Annotated in this window: 17 protein-coding genes, 3 pseudogenes and 1 riboswitch; of the genes and pseudogenes, 12 read left to right on the top strand and 8 right to left on the bottom strand. The window is 74.0% G+C overall.

Annotation, left to right across the window (positions count from 1 at the left end; translation table 11 throughout):
* Nucleotides 1-37 precede the first annotated feature (37 nt).
* Nucleotides 38-1,024, bottom strand: a complete 987-nt coding sequence (coaA, locus tag WBK50_RS15450; protein WP_341336288.1) for a type I pantothenate kinase — start codon at nt 1,022-1,024, stop codon at nt 38-40.
* A gap of 548 nt (nt 1,025-1,572) precedes the next feature.
* Between coaA and WBK50_RS35155 the strand changes: the two genes are divergently transcribed.
* From WBK50_RS35155 to WBK50_RS15435, 4 genes and pseudogenes are all read left to right on the top strand, one after another.
* Nucleotides 1,573-2,139, top strand: a complete 567-nt coding sequence (locus tag WBK50_RS35155; RefSeq protein ID WP_445942262.1) for a DNA glycosylase AlkZ-like family protein — start codon at nt 1,573-1,575, stop codon at nt 2,137-2,139.
* A 96-nt stretch (nt 2,140-2,235) separates the two neighbouring features.
* Nucleotides 2,236-3,570, top strand: coding sequence for a hemolysin family protein (locus WBK50_RS15445; RefSeq protein WP_341336287.1), 1,335 nt, complete (start codon nt 2,236-2,238; stop codon nt 3,568-3,570).
* On the top strand, nt 3,563-4,609 hold the full coding sequence (locus WBK50_RS15440) for a hemolysin family protein (RefSeq protein ID WP_341336286.1): 1,047 nt from the start codon (nt 3,563-3,565) through the stop codon (nt 4,607-4,609). Before WBK50_RS15445 ends, WBK50_RS15440 begins: the two co-directional genes overlap by 8 nt.
* 557 nt (nt 4,610-5,166) lie before the next feature.
* Nucleotides 5,167-6,002: pseudogene (locus WBK50_RS15435) on the top strand (3-methyladenine DNA glycosylase).
* Between the two features lie 37 nt (nt 6,003-6,039).
* Here the strand turns inward: WBK50_RS15435 and gcvP are convergent.
* The gene (gcvP, locus tag WBK50_RS15430) at nt 6,040-8,916 is read right to left on the bottom strand and encodes an aminomethyl-transferring glycine dehydrogenase (RefSeq protein WP_341336285.1); all 2,877 of its coding nucleotides are present in this window, start codon (nt 8,914-8,916) and stop codon (nt 6,040-6,042) included.
* A 172-nt stretch (nt 8,917-9,088) separates the two neighbouring features.
* Nucleotides 9,089-9,191: riboswitch (glycine riboswitch) on the bottom strand.
* 129 nt (nt 9,192-9,320) lie between these two features.
* Between gcvP and WBK50_RS35150 the strand changes: the two genes are divergently transcribed.
* Complete coding sequence (locus WBK50_RS35150; RefSeq protein ID WP_445942261.1) at nt 9,321-9,605, top strand: YiaA/YiaB family inner membrane protein; 285 nt, start codon at nt 9,321-9,323, stop codon at nt 9,603-9,605.
* Here the strand turns inward: WBK50_RS35150 and WBK50_RS15425 are convergent.
* The 5 genes and pseudogenes from WBK50_RS15425 to WBK50_RS15405 form a co-directional block, all read right to left on the bottom strand.
* Nucleotides 9,508-10,086, bottom strand: a complete 579-nt coding sequence (locus tag WBK50_RS15425; protein WP_445942260.1) for a MerR family transcriptional regulator — start codon at nt 10,084-10,086, stop codon at nt 9,508-9,510. The genes WBK50_RS35150 and WBK50_RS15425 overlap by 98 nt on opposite strands.
* Before the next feature lie 209 nt (nt 10,087-10,295).
* Nucleotides 10,296-10,772, bottom strand: coding sequence for a bifunctional nuclease family protein (locus WBK50_RS15420; protein WP_297490797.1), 477 nt, complete (start codon nt 10,770-10,772; stop codon nt 10,296-10,298).
* Nucleotides 10,773-10,917: 145 nt separating this feature from the next.
* Nucleotides 10,918-11,370, bottom strand: coding sequence for a glycogen accumulation regulator GarA (garA, locus tag WBK50_RS15415; protein ID WP_341336284.1), 453 nt, complete (start codon nt 11,368-11,370; stop codon nt 10,918-10,920).
* 124 nt (nt 11,371-11,494) lie between these two features.
* Nucleotides 11,495-11,895 (bottom strand): annotated as a pseudogene (gene gcvH, locus WBK50_RS15410) (glycine cleavage system protein GcvH).
* A gap of 9 nt (nt 11,896-11,904) precedes the next feature.
* Nucleotides 11,905-12,528, bottom strand: a complete 624-nt coding sequence (locus WBK50_RS15405; protein WP_445942363.1) for a CDP-alcohol phosphatidyltransferase family protein — start codon at nt 12,526-12,528, stop codon at nt 11,905-11,907.
* 100 nt (nt 12,529-12,628) lie between these two features.
* On the opposite strand from WBK50_RS15405, the gene WBK50_RS15400 reads away from it, so the two are divergent.
* The 7 genes and pseudogenes from WBK50_RS15400 (at nt 12,629) to WBK50_RS15375 (ending at nt 19,203) form a co-directional block, all read left to right on the top strand.
* Nucleotides 12,629-13,138: an OsmC family protein gene (locus WBK50_RS15400; protein ID WP_341336282.1), complete on the top strand. Its 510-nt coding sequence runs from the start codon at nt 12,629-12,631 to the stop codon at nt 13,136-13,138.
* A gap of 2 nt (nt 13,139-13,140) precedes the next feature.
* Nucleotides 13,141-14,523: an FAD-binding oxidoreductase gene (locus tag WBK50_RS15395; protein ID WP_445942259.1), complete on the top strand. Its 1,383-nt coding sequence runs from the start codon at nt 13,141-13,143 to the stop codon at nt 14,521-14,523.
* Entirely contained in the window at nt 14,520-16,115 is a 1,596-nt protein-coding gene (locus WBK50_RS15390; RefSeq protein WP_341336281.1) for an acetolactate synthase large subunit, read from the top strand. Before WBK50_RS15395 ends, WBK50_RS15390 begins: the two co-directional genes overlap by 4 nt.
* A 160-nt stretch (nt 16,116-16,275) precedes the next feature.
* Entirely contained in the window at nt 16,276-17,178 is a 903-nt protein-coding gene (locus WBK50_RS15385; RefSeq protein ID WP_341336280.1) for an MEDS domain-containing protein, read from the top strand.
* Nucleotides 17,175-17,654: pseudogene (locus WBK50_RS35145) on the top strand (MEDS domain-containing protein); the annotation flags it as partial. The gene WBK50_RS15385 and the pseudogene WBK50_RS35145, both read left to right, overlap by 4 nt.
* A gap of 64 nt (nt 17,655-17,718) precedes the next feature.
* Nucleotides 17,719-18,141 (top strand): ATP-binding protein, encoded by a 423-nt coding sequence (locus tag WBK50_RS15380; RefSeq protein WP_341336279.1) that lies wholly within the window; start codon nt 17,719-17,721, stop codon nt 18,139-18,141.
* A gap of 255 nt (nt 18,142-18,396) precedes the next feature.
* Nucleotides 18,397-19,203, top strand: coding sequence for an AfsR/SARP family transcriptional regulator (locus WBK50_RS15375; RefSeq protein ID WP_341336278.1), 807 nt, complete (start codon nt 18,397-18,399; stop codon nt 19,201-19,203).
* A 117-nt stretch (nt 19,204-19,320) separates the two neighbouring features.
* Here the strand turns inward: WBK50_RS15375 and WBK50_RS15370 are convergent, their stop codons facing one another.
* The gene (locus WBK50_RS15370; protein ID WP_341336277.1) at nt 19,321-20,073 is read right to left on the bottom strand and encodes an ATP-binding protein; all 753 of its coding nucleotides are present in this window, start codon (nt 20,071-20,073) and stop codon (nt 19,321-19,323) included.
* Nucleotides 20,074-20,112: the final 39 nt, after the last annotated feature.

The following is a 20,112-nucleotide window of genomic DNA, read 5'->3' as shown; positions in this document are numbered from 1 at the left end:
GTGCCAGCCCGCCACGACCGGCACGCCGACGCCCGACTCAGACCTTCCGCAGCCGGATCCGGCTCACCCCGTGGTCCGCGCCCTTGGTGAGCACCAGGCTCGCCCGGCTGCGCGTCGGGAGGATGTTCTCCTCCAGGTTGGGGCCGTTGATCGTGGCCCAGATCCCCTCCGCATGCCGGATCGCGGCCTCGGTGTCCAGCGCGGCGTAGCGGCGGAAGTACGACGCCGGGTCCCGGAACGCGGTCTCGCGGAGCTTGAGGAACCGGTTGACGTACCAGCGGCGGATGTCCGACGTGGCGGCGTCGACGTACACCGAGAAGTCGATGAAGTCGCTGATCGTCAGCGCGCTCCCGCTCGCCGCCGGCTGCAGCACGTTGAGACCCTCGACGATCAGGATGTCCGGCCGGTGCACCACGAGCCGCTGGTCCGGGACGATGTCGTAGACCAGGTGGGAGTACATCGGCGCGGTGACCTCGGCCTTGCCGGCCTTGATCTCGGTGATGAACCGGAGCAGGGCGCGGCGGTCGTAGGACTCGGGGAACCCCTTGCGCGCCATGATGCCCCGGGCCTCGAGCACCCGGTTCGGGTGCAGGAAGCCGTCGGTGGTGATCAGCTCGACCCGGGGATGCTGGGGCCACCGGGCGAGCAGCAGGCGCAGCAGGCGGGCCGTCGTCGACTTCCCGACGGACACCGAACCCGCGATCCCGATGACGAACGGCGTCCGCGCGGCCTTCCCACCGAGGAACGTGCGGTAGGCGCGGTAGAGCCGCCCGCCCTCCTGGACGTGCAGGTTCAGCAGCCGGGACAGCGGGAGGTAGACCTCGCGCACCTCGTCGAGGTCGATGTCGTCCCCGAGACTGCGGATCCGTTCCAGCTCCCGCGCGGTGAGCGGCAGCGGGGTCGCGGAGCCGAGCCTGGCCCACGCCTCGCGGTCGAAGTCCACGAACGGCGAGGAGCTGCCCTGCTTGGGATGGCCGTTCGCGAACGCGCCCGCGAGGGGCACGGCCTGCGTCGTTGCGGACATTTCGGCACCTGGTCCGGGATCGAGGGCATCGGGAAATGCGGTGTTCCGAGCGTCGTCGGCAGCGCTCATGACGGGACCACGGGAGCCGCACGCCCCGGACGCCCGCGGAGGGCGCCGGTCCCGAGCGGCCGTCGCTCGTCGTGAACCACCGACATGGTGGTCCAACCTAGACGCGGCGGCGGCGATCGGCCGCGCGGACGTGGGCGGCGCCACTCGTTCTCGTCGGGGGTGCCGGGCACGATGTCCGCGTGACCGGCGCGGACCTCACCGCGGACGGGGCGCTGACGGTCGTCCGGTCGCACCGCGGGGTACCCCACCTGCACACCACATCGGCGCTGACCGCCCTGGTCACGGCGATCTGACCGGTCTCCGACGCCGCGGCCCGGCTGTGCCTGCAACGGAGACGCCTCGCGGAGGTCGCGGCGCGTCGCGCGACGCCCTCCGGACGGTGGCGGACGCGGTGTCGGAGGTGCTCCGGGAGGGCGTCGCACTCCGGAAGGCCGAGCTCAGCAGAGCGGTGACCGCTCGGGTTCCGGGGCCCTCGCCCCGTGGTGCGAGCCCTGCGACGTTCACCACGTGGGCGAGCAGCTGCTGCGGCCAGCAGGTCGCGCCGGCGGCCTGCGGCTCCGGGCCGGCGCCCGGCCGATGGTCGCCGAGCCCCGTCCCGGCCCGGCCCGACGCGCCCGCGGACGCGCGGGCTTCCTCGGGACCACGGCGACGGCCGTGCGGCCCTACCTGGCCGCGGACCTCGTCCCCGTCGACGGGACCGGGAGGACCTGGTGTCGGACCGGGCGCGGCGGCCCGCGATGTGGCGATCGCTCGGCCCGCCGGGCGTCGTGGTCGCCGGCGGCGAGGTGGCCTGCATCCGGCGGACCCGGCAGGAGGGGACCGCACCGGAGATCACGGTCGAGCCGTTCCGGCCGCTGGTTGCCGCGCACCGCCCGGCGCGCGACGAGGAGGCCGCACGCGCGGGGCGGCGCGCGTGCGGATGCAGGTCCGGTGAGGCGAGCCCTACACTCGGCGGACGTACCTTCCTCCGGGCGCTGTTCCCGGCGGACCGAGATCCATGGAGTTCCCGTGCCCTCCGCACGTCCCGCCGAGCCGGGCTGCAGTAGGCGGCCGGGTCGCATGACCCGGCTCCCCGTCCACCCCCTCGCCACCGGCCGACCGCGCACTCCCCCGGGGTCGCCGCCCGACCGCGAGCGGACCCGATGAGCGTCGTCCTCTCCCTGCTGGGGCTCCTCGCCGTCGCCGCGCTGACCCTCGGCACCGCGGTCTCCGTCGCGTCCGAGTTCTCGCTGACCGCGCTGGAGCGCAGCCAGGTCGACTCGCACGTCACCCTGGTCGGGGACCGCCGGGCCCGCAGCGTGCAGCGCGCGCACCGGACCCTGTCCTTCCAGCTCTCCGGCAGCCAGCTCGGCATCACCGTCACCACGCTGGCCACCGGCTACATCGCCGAGCCCGCGATCGCCGAGCTGATCCGCCCGGGGCTCACCGGGCTCGGGATGTCCGAGGGCCTCGCCGGCGGCGTCGCCACCGGGTTGTCCCTGGTCATCGCCACGACGCTGTCGATGGTGTTCGGCGAGCTGGTGCCGAAGAACATCGCGATCGCCCGGCCGCTGGCCACCGCGCGCGCCGTCGTCTGGCTGCAGAGCGGGTTCACCCACGCGTTCCGCTGGCTGATCGACGCGCTGAACTCGTCCGCGAACGCCATCGTCCGCCGGCTGGGTGTCGAGCCGGCCGAAGAGCTCCGGTCCGCGCGGTCCCCGCACGAGCTCAGCTCGCTCGTCCGGTCCAGCGCCCAGCAGGGCACCCTCGACGAGGGCACCGCCGAGCTGCTGGACCGCTCGCTGCGGTTCACCGACCGCGTCGCGGAGGACCTGATGACCCCGCGCGTGCGCGTCGAGACGCTGAGCGCGGACGACACCGTCGCGGACCTGCTCAACCTCTCCCGGCGCAGCGGCTTCTCCCGTTTCCCCGTGCACAACGGGGACCCGGACTCCGTGCTGGGCCTCGTGCACGTCAAGCAGGCCTTCGGGGTCCCGCCGGGTGAGCGGGACGGCACGCCGGTGCGCGGGCTCGTCCAGGACGCGGAGATCGTGCCGGAGTCCCTCGACGGGGACGACCTGCTGGTCCGGCTGCGCGCCGGGCTGCAGATGGCCGTGGTGATGGACGAGTACGGCGGCACCGCCGGGATCGTCACGCTCGAGGACCTGATCGAGGAGATCGTCGGGGACGTCCGCGACGAGCACGACCGGGCCGAGCAGGCCCGGGTCCGGCCGCTGGGCCGAGGCAGCTGGATGGTCTCCGGGCTGCTGCGCGCGGACGAGATCGACGAGGCCACCGGCTTCCGGATGCCCGAGGGCGAGTACGAGACGCTCGCCGGGCTGGTGCTCGAACGGCTCGGCCGGATCCCCGACGTCGGGGACGACGTCAGCGTCGAGGGCTGGCGGCTGACCGTGATGCGCCGGGACCGGAACCGCGTGGCCGAGCTGCGCCTGGCGCGGCTCGCGCCCGCCCGCATGGAGGAGGCGGCCCGTGGCTAGCGACGTGCTCTCCCTGCTCGCGGCGATCCTGCTGCTCGGCGCGAACGCGTTCTTCGTCGCCGCGGAGTTCGCGCTGATCTCCGCGCGCAAGGACCGCCTGCAGACGATGGCGGACGACGGCGTCGCCGGGGCGAGCACCGTGCTGCGGGCCAGCGGGGACATCTCCCGCATGCTCGCGGCCTCCCAGCTGGGCATCACGATCGCGTCCCTGCTGCTCGGCCGGCTCGGCGAGCCCGCGGTGGCGCACTTCGTCGAGGTCCCGCTCGAGTTGCTCCACATCCCCGAGGCGTTCCTGCACCCGATCGCGTTCGCGCTCTCGCTGGCCCTGGTCAGCGTCGCGCACATCCTGCTCGGCGAGATGGTCCCGAAGAACGTGGCCATCGCGGGCCCCGAACGCGCCGCGATCTTGCTGGTCCCGCCGTTCCTGGTGTTCACGACCGTGATGCGGCCGTTCATCGAGCTGTTCAACCGGATGGCGAACAGCGTGGTCAAGCTGCTCGGGATCGAGCCGAAGGACGAGCTGGAGAGCGCGTTCACCTCGGGGGAGCTGTCCGAGATGATCGCGGACTCGCAGCGCGAGGGCCTGCTCGACGACGAGGAGTCGACCCGGATCGCGCGCACCCTGCGCTCCGCGGAGACCACCGTCGCGAACGTCCTCGTGCCACCCGCGGACGTGGTGAGCCTGCCCCCGCAGCCCCGCGTCGGCGACGTGGCGCGGGCGGTCGCCGAAACCGGGTTCTCCCGCTTCCCGCTGCGCGCGCACGACGGCCGCTTCACCGGATACGTGCACGTCAAGGACATCCTGGACGTCGTCGACGACCCGTCCGCCGTCATCCCGCGCGGCCGCATCCGGGGCCTGCCCGAGGTACCCGCGGACGCCCGGCTCGACGAGGCAGTCGCGGCGCTGCGGTTCTCCCGGGCCCACCTGGCCCGGGCGGTCGACGAGGCCGGCGCCACGGTCGGCCTGGTGGCGATGGAGGACCTCATCGAGCACTACGTCGGGACGGTCCGGGACGCGACGCACACTTCCGACGGCTGAGTTCGCCCCGAGTCGCGCTCTCGGACCGCGCGAGTCGCGCTCTCGAACCCCGCGAGTCGCGCCCCGAAGCCGCGTGAGTCGCTGTCCGGAACCGGGCGGGTCGCGAGCTGAGACCGGTCGCGTCGTGCTGTAGCGCCAGGCGACTCGGGCGAGGACCGTCCGGCCCGGGCCCGGGCCCGGGCCCGGGACAAGCCTGTCTCCGGATCGCGCTCCGGGCATCGGTCCGCCCCCGAGGAAGGGGGATTGCCCGCCCCGCCCCCCTGGACTCGCCAGGTCGCAGCGCACGACTCGCGGGGTCTCACAGCGCGACTCGCGGGGTTGCAGAGCGCGACTCGCGGGGTCGCAGCGCGCGACTCGCGAGGTCTCAGAGCGCGACTCGCGGGGAGGGAGGGCTGGAGCCGCGCATCCTGGGGAACTGCGGCGAGGCCGAGTCGGAGTGGGCCCGCGTGCCCGCCGGCCGCGCACCGGGCTTCCGTACCATCGATGCCGTGCCCCGGGACGTCGTGACGCTCGCGGAGCCCGTGTGGCGGGCCGCCGCCGCGGAGCACCGTGCCCGGATGGAGCGCTGGACCGTCCCGCACCGGGAGCGCCGCCGGCGGCGCGAGTCGCACCCCGTCCAGGACTTCCTGTTCACCTACTACTCGCTGCGGCCGTCGCGTCTCGAGCAGTGGCATCCCGGCCCGGGTGTCCGGCTCCTCGGGGACACCGCCGCGTTCGCGGAGCAGCCCGGCTACCGCCCGGACGGCGACGGGATCGTGCTCGATCCCGCGCTGCTCCCCGCCGGCTGCGAGACACCGCCGGCTTCGTGCACGGCCTGGCGCGCGCCACTGCGTCCCGCCCGGCCCGGCTCGGCTGCTTCGGGCTGCACGAGTGGGCCATGGTCTACCGCACCGACCGGCCGCGGCACGACGCCGTGCCGCTACGGCTCGGCCCGGCCGGGACGGACGAGGTCGTCGAGTCGATGTCCGTGCACTGCACGCACCATGACGCGTTCCGCTTCTTCACCGCGGCCGCCCGACCCCGCAACGCGGTGGCGCCGACCCGCGAGGACCAGGTCGCGATGGAGCAGCCGGGCTGCCTGCACGCGACGATGGACCTCTACAAGTGGGCCTACAAGCTGCTGCCCGCCACCCCGTCGTCGCTGCTCGGGGACTGTTTCGCGCTCGCCGCGGAGGTTCGTGAGCTGGACATGCGCGCCAGCCCCTACGACCTCGCGGACCACGGCTACCGCCCGGTCGCGATCGAGACGCCCGCGGGCCGGGCGGAGTACGCGCGGACCCAGGCGGGATTCGCGGAACGCGCGGCCCCGCTCCGGGAGCGCCTGCTCGAACTCTGCGAGCACCTCACCGCGCCCACCCCCGAACGCACGAACGGCGCTCTCGTGCGGACCTAGCGCCCGAAAGTGCCGTTCGTGCGGGTCGGCGGCGGGATCAGTCGGAGTACGCCTCGATCGGCGGGCAGGAGCAGACGAGGTTGCGGTCCCCGTGTGCCTGGTCGATCCGGCGGACCGGCGGCCACACCTTGCGGTCGTGCACCCCGGGGACGGCCCCCGTCGGGTAGGCGGCGAGGTCCCGGGAGTACGGGCGGTCCCACTTGTCGACGAGGCACGCCGCGGTGTGCGGGGCGCCGCGCAGGGGGTTGTCGTCCACCGGCCACTCCCCCGCCTGGACCCGGCGGATCTCGTCCCGGATCCCGATCATCGCGTCGACGAAGCGGTCGATCTCCGCGAGGTCCTCGCTCTCGGTCGGCTCGACCATCAGCGTGCCGGCCACCGGGAACGACATCGTCGGCGCGTGCAGGCCGTAGTCCGCGAGCCGCTTCGCGACGTCGTCGACGGTCACGCCGGACTCCTTGGTGATCCCCCGCAGGTCCAGGATGCACTCGTGCGCGACGGCCCCGTCCCGGCCGGCGTACAGGACCGGGTAGTACTCGCCGAGGCGCTTCGCGACGTAGTTCGCGGCGGCCACCGCGGTCAGGGTCGCGCGGCGCAGGCCGTCGACGCCCATCATCCGGATGTACGCCCACGAGATCGGCAGCACGCCCGGGCTCCCGTGCGGCGCGGCGGACACCGCACCCACGAGCCCGCGGCCCGGCAGGAACGGCACCAGGTGCTCGGCGACGGCCACCGGGCCGACCCCGGGACCACCGCCGCCGTGCGGGATGCAGAACGTCTTGTGCAGGTTCAGGTGGCTGACGTCGCCGCCGAACGCCCCCGGCCGGGCGAGCCCGACCAGCGCGTTCAGGTTCGCGCCGTCGACGTAGACCTGTCCGCCCGCGGAGTGCACCGCGTCGCAGACGGCGCGGACCTCGGTCTCGTACACCCCGTGCGTCGACGGATAGGTGATCATCAGCGCGGCGAGCGCGTCCCGGTGCGCGTCGATCTTGGCGTGCAGGTCGTCGAGATCGACGTTCCCCTGCGCGTCGGTCCCGACCACCACGACCCGCATCCCGGCCATGACGGCGGACGCAGCGTTGGTCCCGTGCGCGCTGGACGGGATGAGGCAGACCGTCCGTTGGTCGTCGCCGCGGGAGCGGTGGTAGGCCGCGATCGCGAGCAGCCCGGCGAGCTCGCCCTGGCTGCCGGCGTTGGGCTGCACCGAGACCGCGGCGTACCCGGTCAGCTCCGCGAGCCAGCGCTCCAGCTGCGCGATGAGCTCGAGCGAGCCCTCGGTGTCCGCCTTCGGAGCGAACGGGTGCAGGTCCGCGAACTCGGGCCAGGTGATCGGCTCCATCTCCGCGGCGGCGTTGAGCTTCATCGTGCAGGAGCCCAGCGGGATCATGGTCCGGTCCAGCGCGAGGTCCGCGTCGGCGAGGCGGCGCAGCCAGCGCATCAGCGAGGTCTCGGAGCGGAACTCGTGGAACGTCGGGTGGGTCAGGTACCCGGACTCGCGGACCAGCGACGACGGCAGCGCGTCCACCGTGCCCGCGTCGAGCGCCGCGACGTCCGCGACGGTCACGCCGAACGCCTGCCACACCAAGGTCAGGTGCGCGACCGTGGTGACCTCGGAGCAGGAGACGCCCACCTCGTCGTCGGAGATCAGGCGCAGCGCGAGGCCGGCGTCGTGCGCGGCCGCCACGACATCCGCGGCGCGGCCGGGTACCGACGCGACGACGGTGTCGAAGAACCCGTCGTGCACGACGTCGACGCCGCCGTCCCGCAGGCCGCCGGCCAGCACCGACGCCATCCGGTGGGCCCGCAGCGCGATCCGCTTGAGCCCCTCCGGGCCGTGGTAGACGGCGTAGCAGGCCGCGACGACGGCGAGCAGCACCTGCGCGGTGCAGATGTTCGACGTCGCCTTCTCCCGGCGGATGTGCTGCTCCCGGGTCTGCAGGGCGAGCCGCAGCGCGGGGTTGCCGTCCGCGTCCCGGGAGACGCCGACGAGCCGGCCGGGCAGCTGGCGTGCGAACTGCTGCTGCACCGACAGGTAGCCCGCGTGCGGCCCGCCGAAGCCCAGCGGGACGCCGAAGCGCTGCGTGGTGCCGACGGCCGCGTCCGCGCCGAGCTCCCCGGGCGGGGTGAGCAGGGTGAGACCGAGCAGGTCCGCCGCGACGGCGACGAGCGCGCCCCTCGCGTGGGCCTCCTCGATCAACGCCCGCGGGTCCACGACCTGCCCGGAGGCGCCCGGGTAGGAGAGGAGCAGGCCGTAGAGCTCGCCCTCCGGCAGACCGCCGGAGAGGTCCGCGACCACCAGCTCGATCCCCAGCGGGACGGCGCGGGTGCGCAGGACCTCGATCGTCTGCGGCAGGGTGTCCGCGTCCACCACGAACCGCGGGCTCTTCGACTTCCCCGCCCGGCGCAGCAGGGTCATCGCCTCGGCGGCGGCCGTGGCCTCGTCGAGCAGGGAGGCGCCGGCGACGGGGAGCCCGGTGAGGTCCGCGACCATCGTCTGGAAGGCGAGCAGCGCCTCGAGCCGGCCCTGGCTGATCTCCGGCTGGTAGGGCGTGTAGGCCGTGTACCAGGCGGGGTTCTCCAGCACATGCCGCCGGATGACCGGCGGGGTGAGCGTCCCCGAGTAGCCGAGACCGATCATCGGGACGGTCACGGTGTTGCGGGCGGCGATCCCGCGGAGCTCGGCGAGCATGTCCGTCTCCGACGCCGGGGCGGGGATCGTCGTGGCGACGGCCTCGGTGTCCCGGATGCTGGGCGGGAGGGCACGGTCCGCCAGGTCCTCGAGGGATCCTGCGCCGATCGCGTCGAGCATGCGGGCGAGCTCGGCCGGGCGGGGCCCGATGTGCCGGTCGACGAACGGGGTGCTCTCCTCGAGCGCGAAGAGGGCCGGTGCGGACGGCGATACGGGGTCGGTCACAGGACGGCCTCCGGGGGCGGGACGGTGGGGCAGGACGACTACGGGCGTGCTGCCCTCCCCCTCTGTCGATCCCCGGATACCCGGGGGCCTGAGAGATTCACCCCGGCTGAGCAGGGCTTTCCCCGTCGGCGGAGGCCGGTCGCGGACGACCGGCATCGCTTTCCAGAGGCGTCTCGCCCACGCGGTCCGGGTGCCTGAGAGGTTCCGGGGAGGATTTGCTCCTTCGGCGCCCTGCTCCGGAGTGCTCCGGGCCGGGTCTCTCCCGCGCGGGATCGGCGACTACGGGATCAGCTTAACGGCAACTCCCGTAGTTCCACCGAGGATCACCGGGCGGATTCTCGACACAGTTCCGGGCATGACGAGCACAGGGCAGAGTTCCCGCGGCATCGTGTACCTGCCCGTGGGTGCGCGGTTTCCTGGGCATCGCGGTGCTGTACGTGACGACGTCCGCGTTCACGCCGGCGAAGTGCGTCCGCGACAAGCAGGAGAGCCTGACGGTGGTGAACCGTGTCGAGCAGGCGAGACTGGAGAAGCTGCCGGCCGAACACGACCCGTTCCGCAACGCGGACGCGATCGAGGGGCCGCGGTTCGTTACGAGATGGCGCGGCGGGCCCGGCGGCGGGAGAGCTCGTCCTCGGGCGTCTCGTCGACCGTGCCACCGTCCGCACGCTCGACCGGGAAGTCCTTGATCGAGCCGCTGATCTCGCGCATCGCGCCGGAGACCGCGATCCCGAAGACCCCCTGGCCGCCCTGCAGGAGGTCCACGACCTCCTCCGGCGAGGCGCACTCGTACACGGTGGTGCCGTCGCTGAAGAGCGTGATGCCGGCGAGATCTCTTATCCCGCGGCGCCGCAGGTGTTCCACGGCGACCCGGATGTTCTGCAGGGACACACCGGCGTCGAGCAGTCGCTTGACGACCTTCAGGACGAGGACGTCCTTGAAGGAGTAGAGCCGCTGGCTGCCGGAACCGGCCGCACCCCGGATGGAGGGCACGACGAGCCCGGTGCGGGCCCAGTAGTCCAACTGGCGGTAGGTGATGCCGACGACCTGACAGGCCGTGGGACCGCGGAACCCGACCAGCTGGTCCGGCATCCCGTCGAGCCCCTCACCGACCAGCGGGTCCGGGAAGAGCTCGCCCTGTCCGGGGGCGTCTGAGGACGACCCGTCCACGGCACTCCTTCCCCGGTCGCGGCGACCGGGGAAGGATCCCCGCGCCGACGACCACCGCCTCGATGATGTCTCCGCCGACGGTAAGCGGCCGCACGCCCAGGGTCAACGTGCCACGCCGCCACCGGTCCTGCTCCCCCGGCGTGTCGTCGATCAACACCTGATCGCCGCACCCCGGGGGTCCCGCGCTCCTTCGACGAGGGTCCGGGGACTCAGCCCGGCTGGGCTCCCCGGAAGTCCTCCGGGGACACGGAGTCGAGGAACTCGCGGAACTTCTCGACCTCGTCCTCCTGCTCGTCCGGGATCACCAGACCGGCCTCGGCCAGCACGCTCTCGTCCGCGTGGATCGGCACGCCGACCCGCAGGGCGAGCGCGACCGAGTCGCTCGGCCGGGCGGACACGGTGATGCCCCCGTCGAAGATCAGCTCGGCGTAGAAGGTGCCTTCCTGAAGGTCCGTGATCCGCACCTGTTCCAGCCGCCGGCCCAGCGCGCCGATCACGTCCTTGAGCAGGTCGTGCGTGAGCGGTCGGGCGGGCTTGACCCCCTGCTGCTCGAGGGCGATCGCAGTGGCCTCGACCGAACCGATCCAGATCGGCAGGTAGCGGTCACCGGACGTCTCCCGCAGCAGGAGGATGGGCTGGTTGGCGGGCAGTTCGACCCTGACTCCCACGACGCGCATCTCACTCATGCGCCCGCCTCCTCACCCCTGGTCGCAACATGGTCGACGCTACACGCGAGTCCTCGGGAACGCGCGCCTCCGGACGGGGCGTTCGGTGGCGTTCGTCCCCCGGTGCGCGACCGCCCTGGCCGGGCGTCCGCACCGTCGGAGGAGGTCAGCCCCCCGCGCCGGGTTCGCGCGGACCGGTGAGGAAGACCAGCCGGAACTTGCCGATCTGGACCTCGTCACCGTTCGCGAGGACGGCCGTGTCGACCGGCTCGCGGTTCACGTAGGTGCCGTTGAGGCTGCCGACGTCCACGACGACGAACTCGCCGGAGTCCCGGCGGAACTCCGCGTGCCGCCGGGAGACGGTCACGTCGTCGAGGAAGATGTCGCTGTCCGGGTGGCGGCCGGCGCTCGTCGTCGGGCGGTCCAGCAGGAACCGGGATCCGGCGTTCGGCCCGCGCTTGACCACGAGCAGCGCGGATCCCGGGGGCAGCGCGTCGACACCGGAGACCGGCGCTTCCTGGGCCGGTGGCTCGACGTCGGCCAGGAAGTCCGCCCGGAAGACCGACGTGGTCTCGGGGGAACGCTCCGGCGGGACGCCGGGCCCGTCGTTCGTGGTCACCTCGGGGTCTCCTCCTGCGATGGTCTGTCCCGGTCGGTTCGCCGGGATCGTGTCCGGCCGGCCACGTGGCGGCACCGCCGGACGATGTCGGACGAACCTATCGTGTCGCTCCTGACCCGGTGGGTCAGGACCCGCCGGTCAGCTGCCGGTAGGCGGCCGCGTCGAGAAGATCGGCGAGCGCGTCCGCCCCGTCGTCGAGCCTCAGCTCGACGATCCAGCCCGTGTCGTAGGCGCCCGTGTTGACGACTCGGGGTTCGCCTCGAGCGCGTCGTTCACAGCGACGACCTCACCGGCCACCGGCGCGTAGATGTCCGAGACCGACTTCGTGGACTCGACCTCGCCGATGGCCGCGCCCGCCGCGATCGTGTCCCCCACGGTGGGGAGCTGCACGAACACGACATCGCCGAGCTGGTCCTGGGCGTGATCGGTGATCCCGACCCGGACCACGCCGCCGCCCAGGTCCCGCACCCATTCGTGGGCGTCGGTGTACCTGAGGTCCTCGGGGACGGAAGTCTCGGCACTCACGCGGGCAGCCTAACGCGGCGTCCCCCGCCCGGTCCCGGCACCCGCGACGACCGGCCCTGCCCGCATCGCGAGCACGAACCGGCCCAGGTAGAGCAGTCCGGACCAGAGGTAGAGCGCCACGCCCCAGACCGCGAAGGCCGTACCGAGGGGCAGCGCGACGTGACCCCAGGCGTTGTCCGCCTGGCCGAGCAGCAGCAGCGGGAACGCGTAGAGCAGCAGGAACGTCGCGGCCTTGCCCAGGTAGGTCACCGGGAACGGGCCGTAGCCGTACCGGCGCAGCACCACGACGCACACCCCGAGCACCAGGTCCCGGCCGATCAGCACCGCCACCGCCCACCACGGCACGACGCCGCGGGCGCCGAGGGCGAGCAGCGCGGCGAGGATGTAGAGCCGGTCGACGGCGGGGTCCAGCAGCTCCCCCACCCGGCTGTACTGGTTCAGCAGCCGGGCGAGCTTGCCGTCCGCCCAGTCCGTCGCCCCGCCCACGGCGAGCACGACGATCGCCCACCCGTCCGCCTGCGGGCCGAGCAGCAGCCACAGGAACAGCGGCACGCCGGCGAGGCGCAGCACGCTGAGCAGGTTCGGGACGGTCAGGACGCGATCGGTCCGGTCCTGCTCGCCGGTCCCCGGGATTGCCACACGCCGAGCCTACCGAGGGGCACCCGGGCCGTCGGGGCGGGCGATCATCGGGCCCGGCTGGAGTTCCGCCCCCTCCCGGGGTCACGATGGGGCCATGGACGCCACGAAGCTCAAGGACGTGCAGGGCCCGTTGAAGCAGCGGTACCGCGAGGACCCGGCATCCGCGGTCGTGACCCTGAAGGCGGACGGCGAGCTCGACGGCACCGGCGTCGCCTGCCGCGTGCAGACCGCGACCGTGCTGGCCGAGGCCGGCCTGCACCCCGCCACGGGCGGCGACGGCACGCAGCTCTGCTCGGGCGACATGCTCCTGGAGGCGCTCGTCGCGTGCGCCGGGGTGACCCTGCGCGCGGTCGCGACGTCGATGGGGCTCGAGGTCTCCGGGACGGTGCACGCCGAGGGCGACCTGGACTTCCGCGGCACGCTCGGCGTGGACAAGCAGGCCCCGGTCGGCTTCCGGGACATCCGGCTGTCCTTCGCGCTGGACACCTCCGCCGACCAGGACCAGGTGGCGTCGCTGATCAAGCTCACCGAGCGCTACTGCGTCGTCCTGCAGACGATCAAGGGCAACCCGGCCACCGAGGTCAGCGTCTCCACCGGGGCCTGAGGATGCTCGCGGCCGCCCTGGCCGCCGTCGTCGGGGCCGCGCACGTCCTCACGGGGGACGACGCGCTGACGGACCACTCGCACGACGAGGCGTTGTCGATCACCTGGCGGCGCCCGTGCGCGGTCGTCCGCCCGGGTTCGACGGCGGAGGTCTCGGCGATCCTGCGGCTCGCGGCCGAGCACGGCGTGTCCGTCACCGCGCGGGGCAGCGGCACCGGCCTGTCCGGCGCCGCGGTCCCGGCCGAGGGCGCCCTGGTCGTCTCCTTCGCCCGGATGAACCGAGTACTGGAGATCGACACGGAGAACCACGTGGCCGTCGTCCAGCCCGGGGTGACCCTCGCCGAGCTGGACCGGGCCGCGGCCGCGCACGGGCTCACGTACCCGGTGCAGCCCGGCGAGAACGGCTCCAGCCTCGGTGGCAACGTCGCGACGAACGCGGGCGGCATGCGGGCGGTGCGCTACGGCGCGACCCGGCAGCAGGTCCTGGGGCTCGAGGCCGTCCTGCCGTCCGGCGAGGTGCTGCGCACCGGCGGCAAGCTCGCCAAGGCCAGCACCGGCTACGACCTCACCCAGCTGATCGTCGGGTCCGAGGGCACCCTCGCGCTCGTCACCGAGGCCACGTTGCGCCTCTACCCCCGGCTCCCCCACCAGGCCACCGTCCTGGCGCCGTTCCCCACGGTCGACGAGGTGGCGGCGGCGGTCCCGAAGGTCGTCGCGTCCGGGGTCGGGCCGCTGATCCTGGAGTACCTGGACACGGCCACGATGAACGCGATCACCCGGGCCGAGGACCTCGAGCTCGGGCTCCCCGACGGGGTCCGCGCGGGCTCGGACGCCTACCTCCTGGTGATGCTGGAGAACGGCGCGAAGGACCGGCTCGACACCGACGTCGAGCGGCTGGGCACGCTGCTCGCCGGCCTCGGCGCGACCGACGCCTACGTGCTGCCGGGGCCGGCCGCGCGCCGGCTCGTCGAGGCGCGGGAGCGCGCGTTCTGGACGGTGCGCGCGATGGGTGCCGCGGACATCGTCGACGTCGTCGTGCCCCGCGCCGCGATGCCCGAGTTCCTGCGGCGGGCCGGGGAGATCGCCGAGCGGTACGGCTCCCGGCTGGCGGGCTGCGGCCACGCCGGGGACGGGAACGTCCACCTGTCCGTCTTCGAGCCCGACGACGACACCCGTCACCGCCTGCTGGGCGAGGTCTTCCGGGCCGGGCGGGAGCTGGGCGGCCTGATCTCGGGTGAGCACGGCATCGGGCGGAGCAAGCGCCGCCACCACCGGGAGCTCACCGACCCGGTGACGCTCGCCCTGCTCGCGCGGGTGAAGGCGGCGTTCGACCCGCACGGCATCCTCAACCCCGAGATCTCCCCGTCCCCGGAGGACACGACATGAACGGCGCGGAAGCGCTCCTGCGCACACTCGTCGACGGCGGTGTGGACGTCTGCTTCGCCAACCCCGGCACGTCCGAGATGCATTTCGTCGCGGCCTTGGACGCGGTCCCGCAGATGCGCGGGGTGCTGACCCTGTTCGAGGGCGTGGCGACGGGCGCGGCGGACGGCTACGCCCGGATGGCCGGGAAGCCGGCGGCGACGCTGCTGCACCTCGGCCCGGGGCTCGGCAACGGCGTGGCGAACCTGCACAACGCCCGCCGCGCCGGCTCGCCGGTGGTGAACGTGGTCGGGGACCACGCGACGTTCCACAAGCCGCTGGACGCACCGCTGGAGTCGGACATCGACGCGGTCGCCGGGGCCGTCTCCGGCTGGGTGCGGCGCAGCGCGAGCCCGGCGGAGGTCGGACCGGACGCGGCGGACGCCGTCGCCGCGGCCGTCGGCGGCGGGATACAGGCGGCCGGGCAGGTTGCCACGCTGATCCTGCCGGCGGACGTCTCCTGGACCGAGGACGAGGGCTGCGCGCCCGCCGGGGTCACCCCGGGCACCCCGCTCGGCCGCGGCGCGCTGGACGCCGACGCGCTGGAGGCCGCGGCCAAGGCGCTGGGGTCGACGACCGGGGGCGAGCGCTGCACGATCCTGATCGGCGGCGACGCCACCCGCGAGGACGGCCTGCTGGCAGCGAGCCGGATCGCGGCCGCCACCGGCGCCCAGGTCCTGGTCGAGACCTTCCCCGCCCGGCACGAGCGCGGGGTGGGCCTGCCGGCCTTCGAGCGGCTCGCCTACGCCGTGCAGGGCGCGCTGCGCCAGCTCGCCGGCACCCGGCACCTGATCCTCGCCGGGGCCGCCGCGCCCGTCAGCTTCTTCGGCTACCCGGACACGCCGAGCGTGCTCTTCCCCGAGGGCTGCGAGGTGCACGAGGTGGCCCCGCACGGCGGACCCGGCGCGGCCGGGCTGCGGGCAATCGCGGACCTCGTCGCCGGGGACGCCGAACCGGTCCTCGCCGGGCCCGCCCGGCCCGGGCTGCCGAGCGGCGAGCTGACCGCGCAGTCCGTGGCGCAGGTGGTCGGGGCGCTGCTGCCGGAGCGGGCGATCGTCGTCGACGAGTCGGTGACGTCGGGTTTCGCGCTCCCCGCCATGACGGCCGGCGCGCCCCGGCACGACGTGCTGACCCTCACCGGCGGCGCCATCGGCTACGGCCTGCCTGCCGCGACGGGCGCCGCCGTCGCCTGCCCGGACCGGCCCGTCTGGTGCCTGGAGGCGGACGGGAGCGCGATGTACACGATCTCCGCACTGTGGACGCACGCCCGTGAGCAGCTGGACGTCACCACGATCGTCTTCAACAACGCCGCCTACGCGATCCTGCGCCTCGAGCTCGCGAACGTGGGCGCGACCGCCCCGGCGGCGGGTTCCCCGGCCCGGCGGCTGCTGGACCTCGGGGACCCGCGGCTGGACTTCGTCTCGATCGCGGCCGGCATGGGGGTTCCGGCGGTGCGGGTGACGACGGCCGAGGAGCTCGCGGACGCGCTGCGCCGGGCGGCCGCCGAGCCCGGTCCGCACCTGGTGGAGGCCCTCGTCCCGCCGCTGGCTCCCTGAGGCGGCCCGGCCCCGCCCGACCGCTGGTCTCACCACTCGGCGCGGCTGGTCGGCGTTTCGGCGCCGCCCACCCCCGCTGGGGGCGACGGGCCCCGCGGGGGGCGTCCTACAGTGCTTCGACGAGCAGTTGTCACGCAGCGCGAACGGCGGGGACGCACTGGTGGGAGCGACGGATGAACTGACATCCGCCGATCACGCGTGCGCGGTACCGGTCAGTGACGAGGAGCTCTGGGAGCTGACGGCGGCCTTCCTCGCCGCCGGCCTCGCCCGGGGCGAGAAGGTCTACTACTTCGACGACGGGACGTCGGACGCGGTCCTCGAACGCCTGCTGGACGACCGTGTCGCGGTGGCCGATCCGCTGCGCCGCGGCCAGCTCGAGATCGTCTCCTCGGACGTCACCCGCGGCGCCTTCCACGCCCCGCCGCCGGCCGTCCAGGAGCTGCTGAACAGCTACATCGACCTCTCCGAGCGGGACGGCTGGGCGGGGTTCCGGATGACGGGCCAGCTGAGCTACGGCGCGGCCCGCCCCGCCGGCATCCCGTTGAGCAGCTACGACGCCGTACTGGACGAGGTGGTGCGCAAGCGGGACTCGGCCCGCGCCCTGTGCCTCTACGACCGCACCCGGTACACCGACGATCAGATCGAGGAGATGCGCGCCGTGCATCGTGCGGAGGTCGCCGCGCCGGCCGCGTACGACGACGGTCTGCTGCGGATCACCCGGACCGGGCTGGGCCGGGCCCGGCTGGCCGGCGAGATCGACCACAGCAACCGCCCGATGATCACGACGCTGCTGCTCGGGGACCTGGACAAGGTCCTGCGCGCGCCGAACGCCCCGAACGACATCGTCCTCAACCTCGCGTCCCTGCGGTTCCTGGACGTGACGGCGGCGGTGAGCGTGGTGCAGGCGGCCGAGGGCTTCCCGGACACCCACCGGCTCGTCCTGACCGGGGTGCGGCCCCGGGTGCAGCGCGTGTTCGACCGCTGCGGCGCGGCGTTCGCGCGGCAGCTGTCCATCGAGGAGCTCCCGGAGCCAGGAGCGGCCGAGGAGGCGGACCCCGAGTGAAGGTCACCCCCCGCACCCCCGCGGGCCTCGCCCTGCGGCACGCCGTCGCCTTTTACGACACCACGGACGACCTCCTCGCCCAGGCCGTGCCGCTGGTCCGCGAGGCGCTCGACCGCGGGGAGCGGGTGGCGCTGGCCGCGCCGGGCCTCGTCGAGCAGGCGATCCGGGGCGACCTCGGGAGCGCCGAGCTCGTCTCGCTCGCGCCCGCGGTCCCTCCGGTGAGCTCGGTGTCGGGTGCCGCGGAGGGGTCCGGTCAGACCACCGCCGCCCTGCGCGGCCGCGAGCTGCGGATGCTGTGCCGGGACGGGCCGGCGGTCACCGTCGTCGCCGTGCACGACGAGCGGCTCGACGGCGCCGACGGCGGCTACTGGACCGAGCTGGACGCGGCGCTGAACGTGGCGGTCGCGGACCTGGACGTCACGATGGTCTGCTTCTACCCGTCGTACCCGCTGCACCTGGAGGTGCTGGAGGGCGCCCGGGCCAACCACGCGCTGCTCCTCGCCGGGGGTAGCCCGCGAGAACCCCGCGCACCGGTGTCCGGTGGAGGTCCTGCGGAGCCGTCCGGCGCAGTCGCCGGTCGTGCTGGGACCGCCCGACCTGCGGTTGACGTACAACTCCTGGCAGCTGCACGACGTGCGGGGCGCCGTCGAGACGGCGGTCGGGCTGGTCGGGTTCGAGCGGGCCCGGGGCGAGGACCTGGTGCTCGCGGTCAACGAGGTGGCCACCAACGCCGTCGAGCACGGGACGGCGGACGCGGAGCTGTGTCTGTGGGCCTCGCCGACGGAGCTGGTCTGCGAGGTGCACGACGGAGGCACGCTGCGTGAGCGGCTGCCCGGCCTCAAGGCGCCGCACCCCAAGGACCCGCGGGGCCGCGGGGTGTGGATCGCGCGGCAGCTGTGCGATCTGCTGCACGTCTGGCGGGACGCCTCGGGCACCCACGTGCGGATGCACGCGCGCCCCTGAGATATGATCGCTACGCACCGTCACTCGGATGGCCGTACCTGCGGCGTAGTGGTCGTGACCGCGGCGTGTAACTGTGACGAAACAGCCTCTTGGCAATTCCGGCGGGTCGGAGAACACTGTTCGACGGCCCAGGGCGTCAGGGGCGTGCCGAGCGGCCACCACATGATCCACCACGTGCCATCATTTACGGGGATACCCATGTTGTCAGACGGTCACCGTCGATCCTTCGCGACCCGATCCTGTCACCGCATCACGGTGCTCGGTTCGTTCACCCTCCACTCGGACGGCGCCACCGTGCCGCTCGGTGTGGATGCGCGTCGCGTCGTCGCCTACCTCGCCGTGCACCCGCGGCCCCAGTCGCGCGCGGGTCTCGCCGCGGACCTGTGGCCCGGGGTGCCCGCCGCCTCCGCGGCCCGGCTGCTCACCGAGGCCCTCGCCGCCGTGGACGTACCCGGCCTGCTCGAGGGCGCCGAGGACGAGTCCGCCGCGCTCTCGCTGAACGAGGACGTCGAGGTCGACCTCTCCGACTCCATGCTGCTCATCCGGGCCTTCGCCGGCGGCGGCCGCCTGGACGAGCGCCCCCACGTGGACCTGCTCAGCGAGGACATCCTGCCCTCGTGGACCTCCCCCTGGATCGCCGTCGAGCGCGAGCGTTTCCGCCAGCTCCGGCTCTCCGCCCTCGAGCAGCTCGTCGGCAAGCTCAGCGAGGCCGGCCTGCACGCCGACGCCGTCGAGATCGCCGAGCTCGCCGTCGCGCAGGCCCCCAGCCGCGACAGCGCCCGGCGCGCCCTGATCGAGGCCCACCTGGCCCAGGGGGACGTGGTCGCCGCGGTCGCCCAGTACGACGCCTACCAGGAGCTGCTGCGCTCCAGCATCGGCGGCCCGGTGCCGGCCGGCATGGACCACCTGTTCCCGCCGTCGGCCGCGCGGCCCGTGATGCGCGGCTTCCGTCGCCCGACCCAGCGTTCCGCCGTGATGCTGCCGCAGCTGCGCGCCGCCCGGCCCGCCGGTCAGGGCGGCGTCCGCCGCCTCGTCACCGGCGGTTCGGTCCCCGGTCGCTGACCACCCTCCTCCCGCGCGACGGCTCCGGAACCTGCGCAGGTTCCGGGGCCGTTCCGCATTTCGGAGCCCGTCGGCCCCGGCCGGTCGTCTCGGCGCTGCCGACTCGGCTCTGTCGGCTCAGCTCTCCGGCGAACGACCACGGCGGCGGGCCATGTACAGGGAGTCCGCGACACCGAAGACGGCCAGGACCGCCAGCACGACGCTGAACGCCGGGTAGCCGGCCAGGAACACCAGGACGGCCGCGGCCAGCAGGACGGGAACGGTGCCGGCGGAGACCCACGCCCGGACGCGGTGCGGACGACAGTCGTCGTGGGTGGGCCCGGCCATGTCCGACGCATACCCGGTCGAGCGGTTCGCGAACCGGCGCTCCTGCCCCGGGACAGCCCTACGCCGTACGGCGACCGGGATCTCGAACGACACCTCGGTGCCGCCGCCCGTCGGGGACACGTCCAGCCCGTCCGACAGCGTCCGGATCAACGAGAGCCCGCGGCCGCGCGGGCCCGCCTCCACCGGCGCCGGACGCCAGAACCCGTGGTCCAGTACCCGCACGACGACGGCGGCGCCGGGGCTCCCCCGGTCCCGCAGCTCCAGGTCGATCTCGACGGGCCCGGGCGGGCGGCCGCGGTAGGCGTGCTCGACGCCGTTGGCCGCCGCCTCCCCCACCGCGAGCTGCAGGTCCACCAGCTCGTCCGCGGTGAGGCCGACCTCGCCCGCCCAGTCCTCGATGAGGGCGCGCATCCGGGCGAGCTCCCGCGGGTTCGCCGTGTGGCGGAGCTCGAGGCGCGGGGTGCGCCGGAGGCCGGCACCGCCGGGGCCTCCGGTCGTGCCGCTGCGGGGGTGTCCGGCGGGGACCGGACGGTGCGACGTCACGGGGGCTCCCTCCTCCGTCCGGCAGCCGGGGTGCCTGCC

The organism is Pseudonocardia sp. T1-2H (genome assembly GCF_038039215.1).
GTDB lineage: Bacteria > Actinomycetota > Actinomycetes > Mycobacteriales > Pseudonocardiaceae > Pseudonocardia.
Note: the sequence above shows the minus strand (reverse complement) of the source record. Positions and strands in the feature narration are given on the sequence as shown.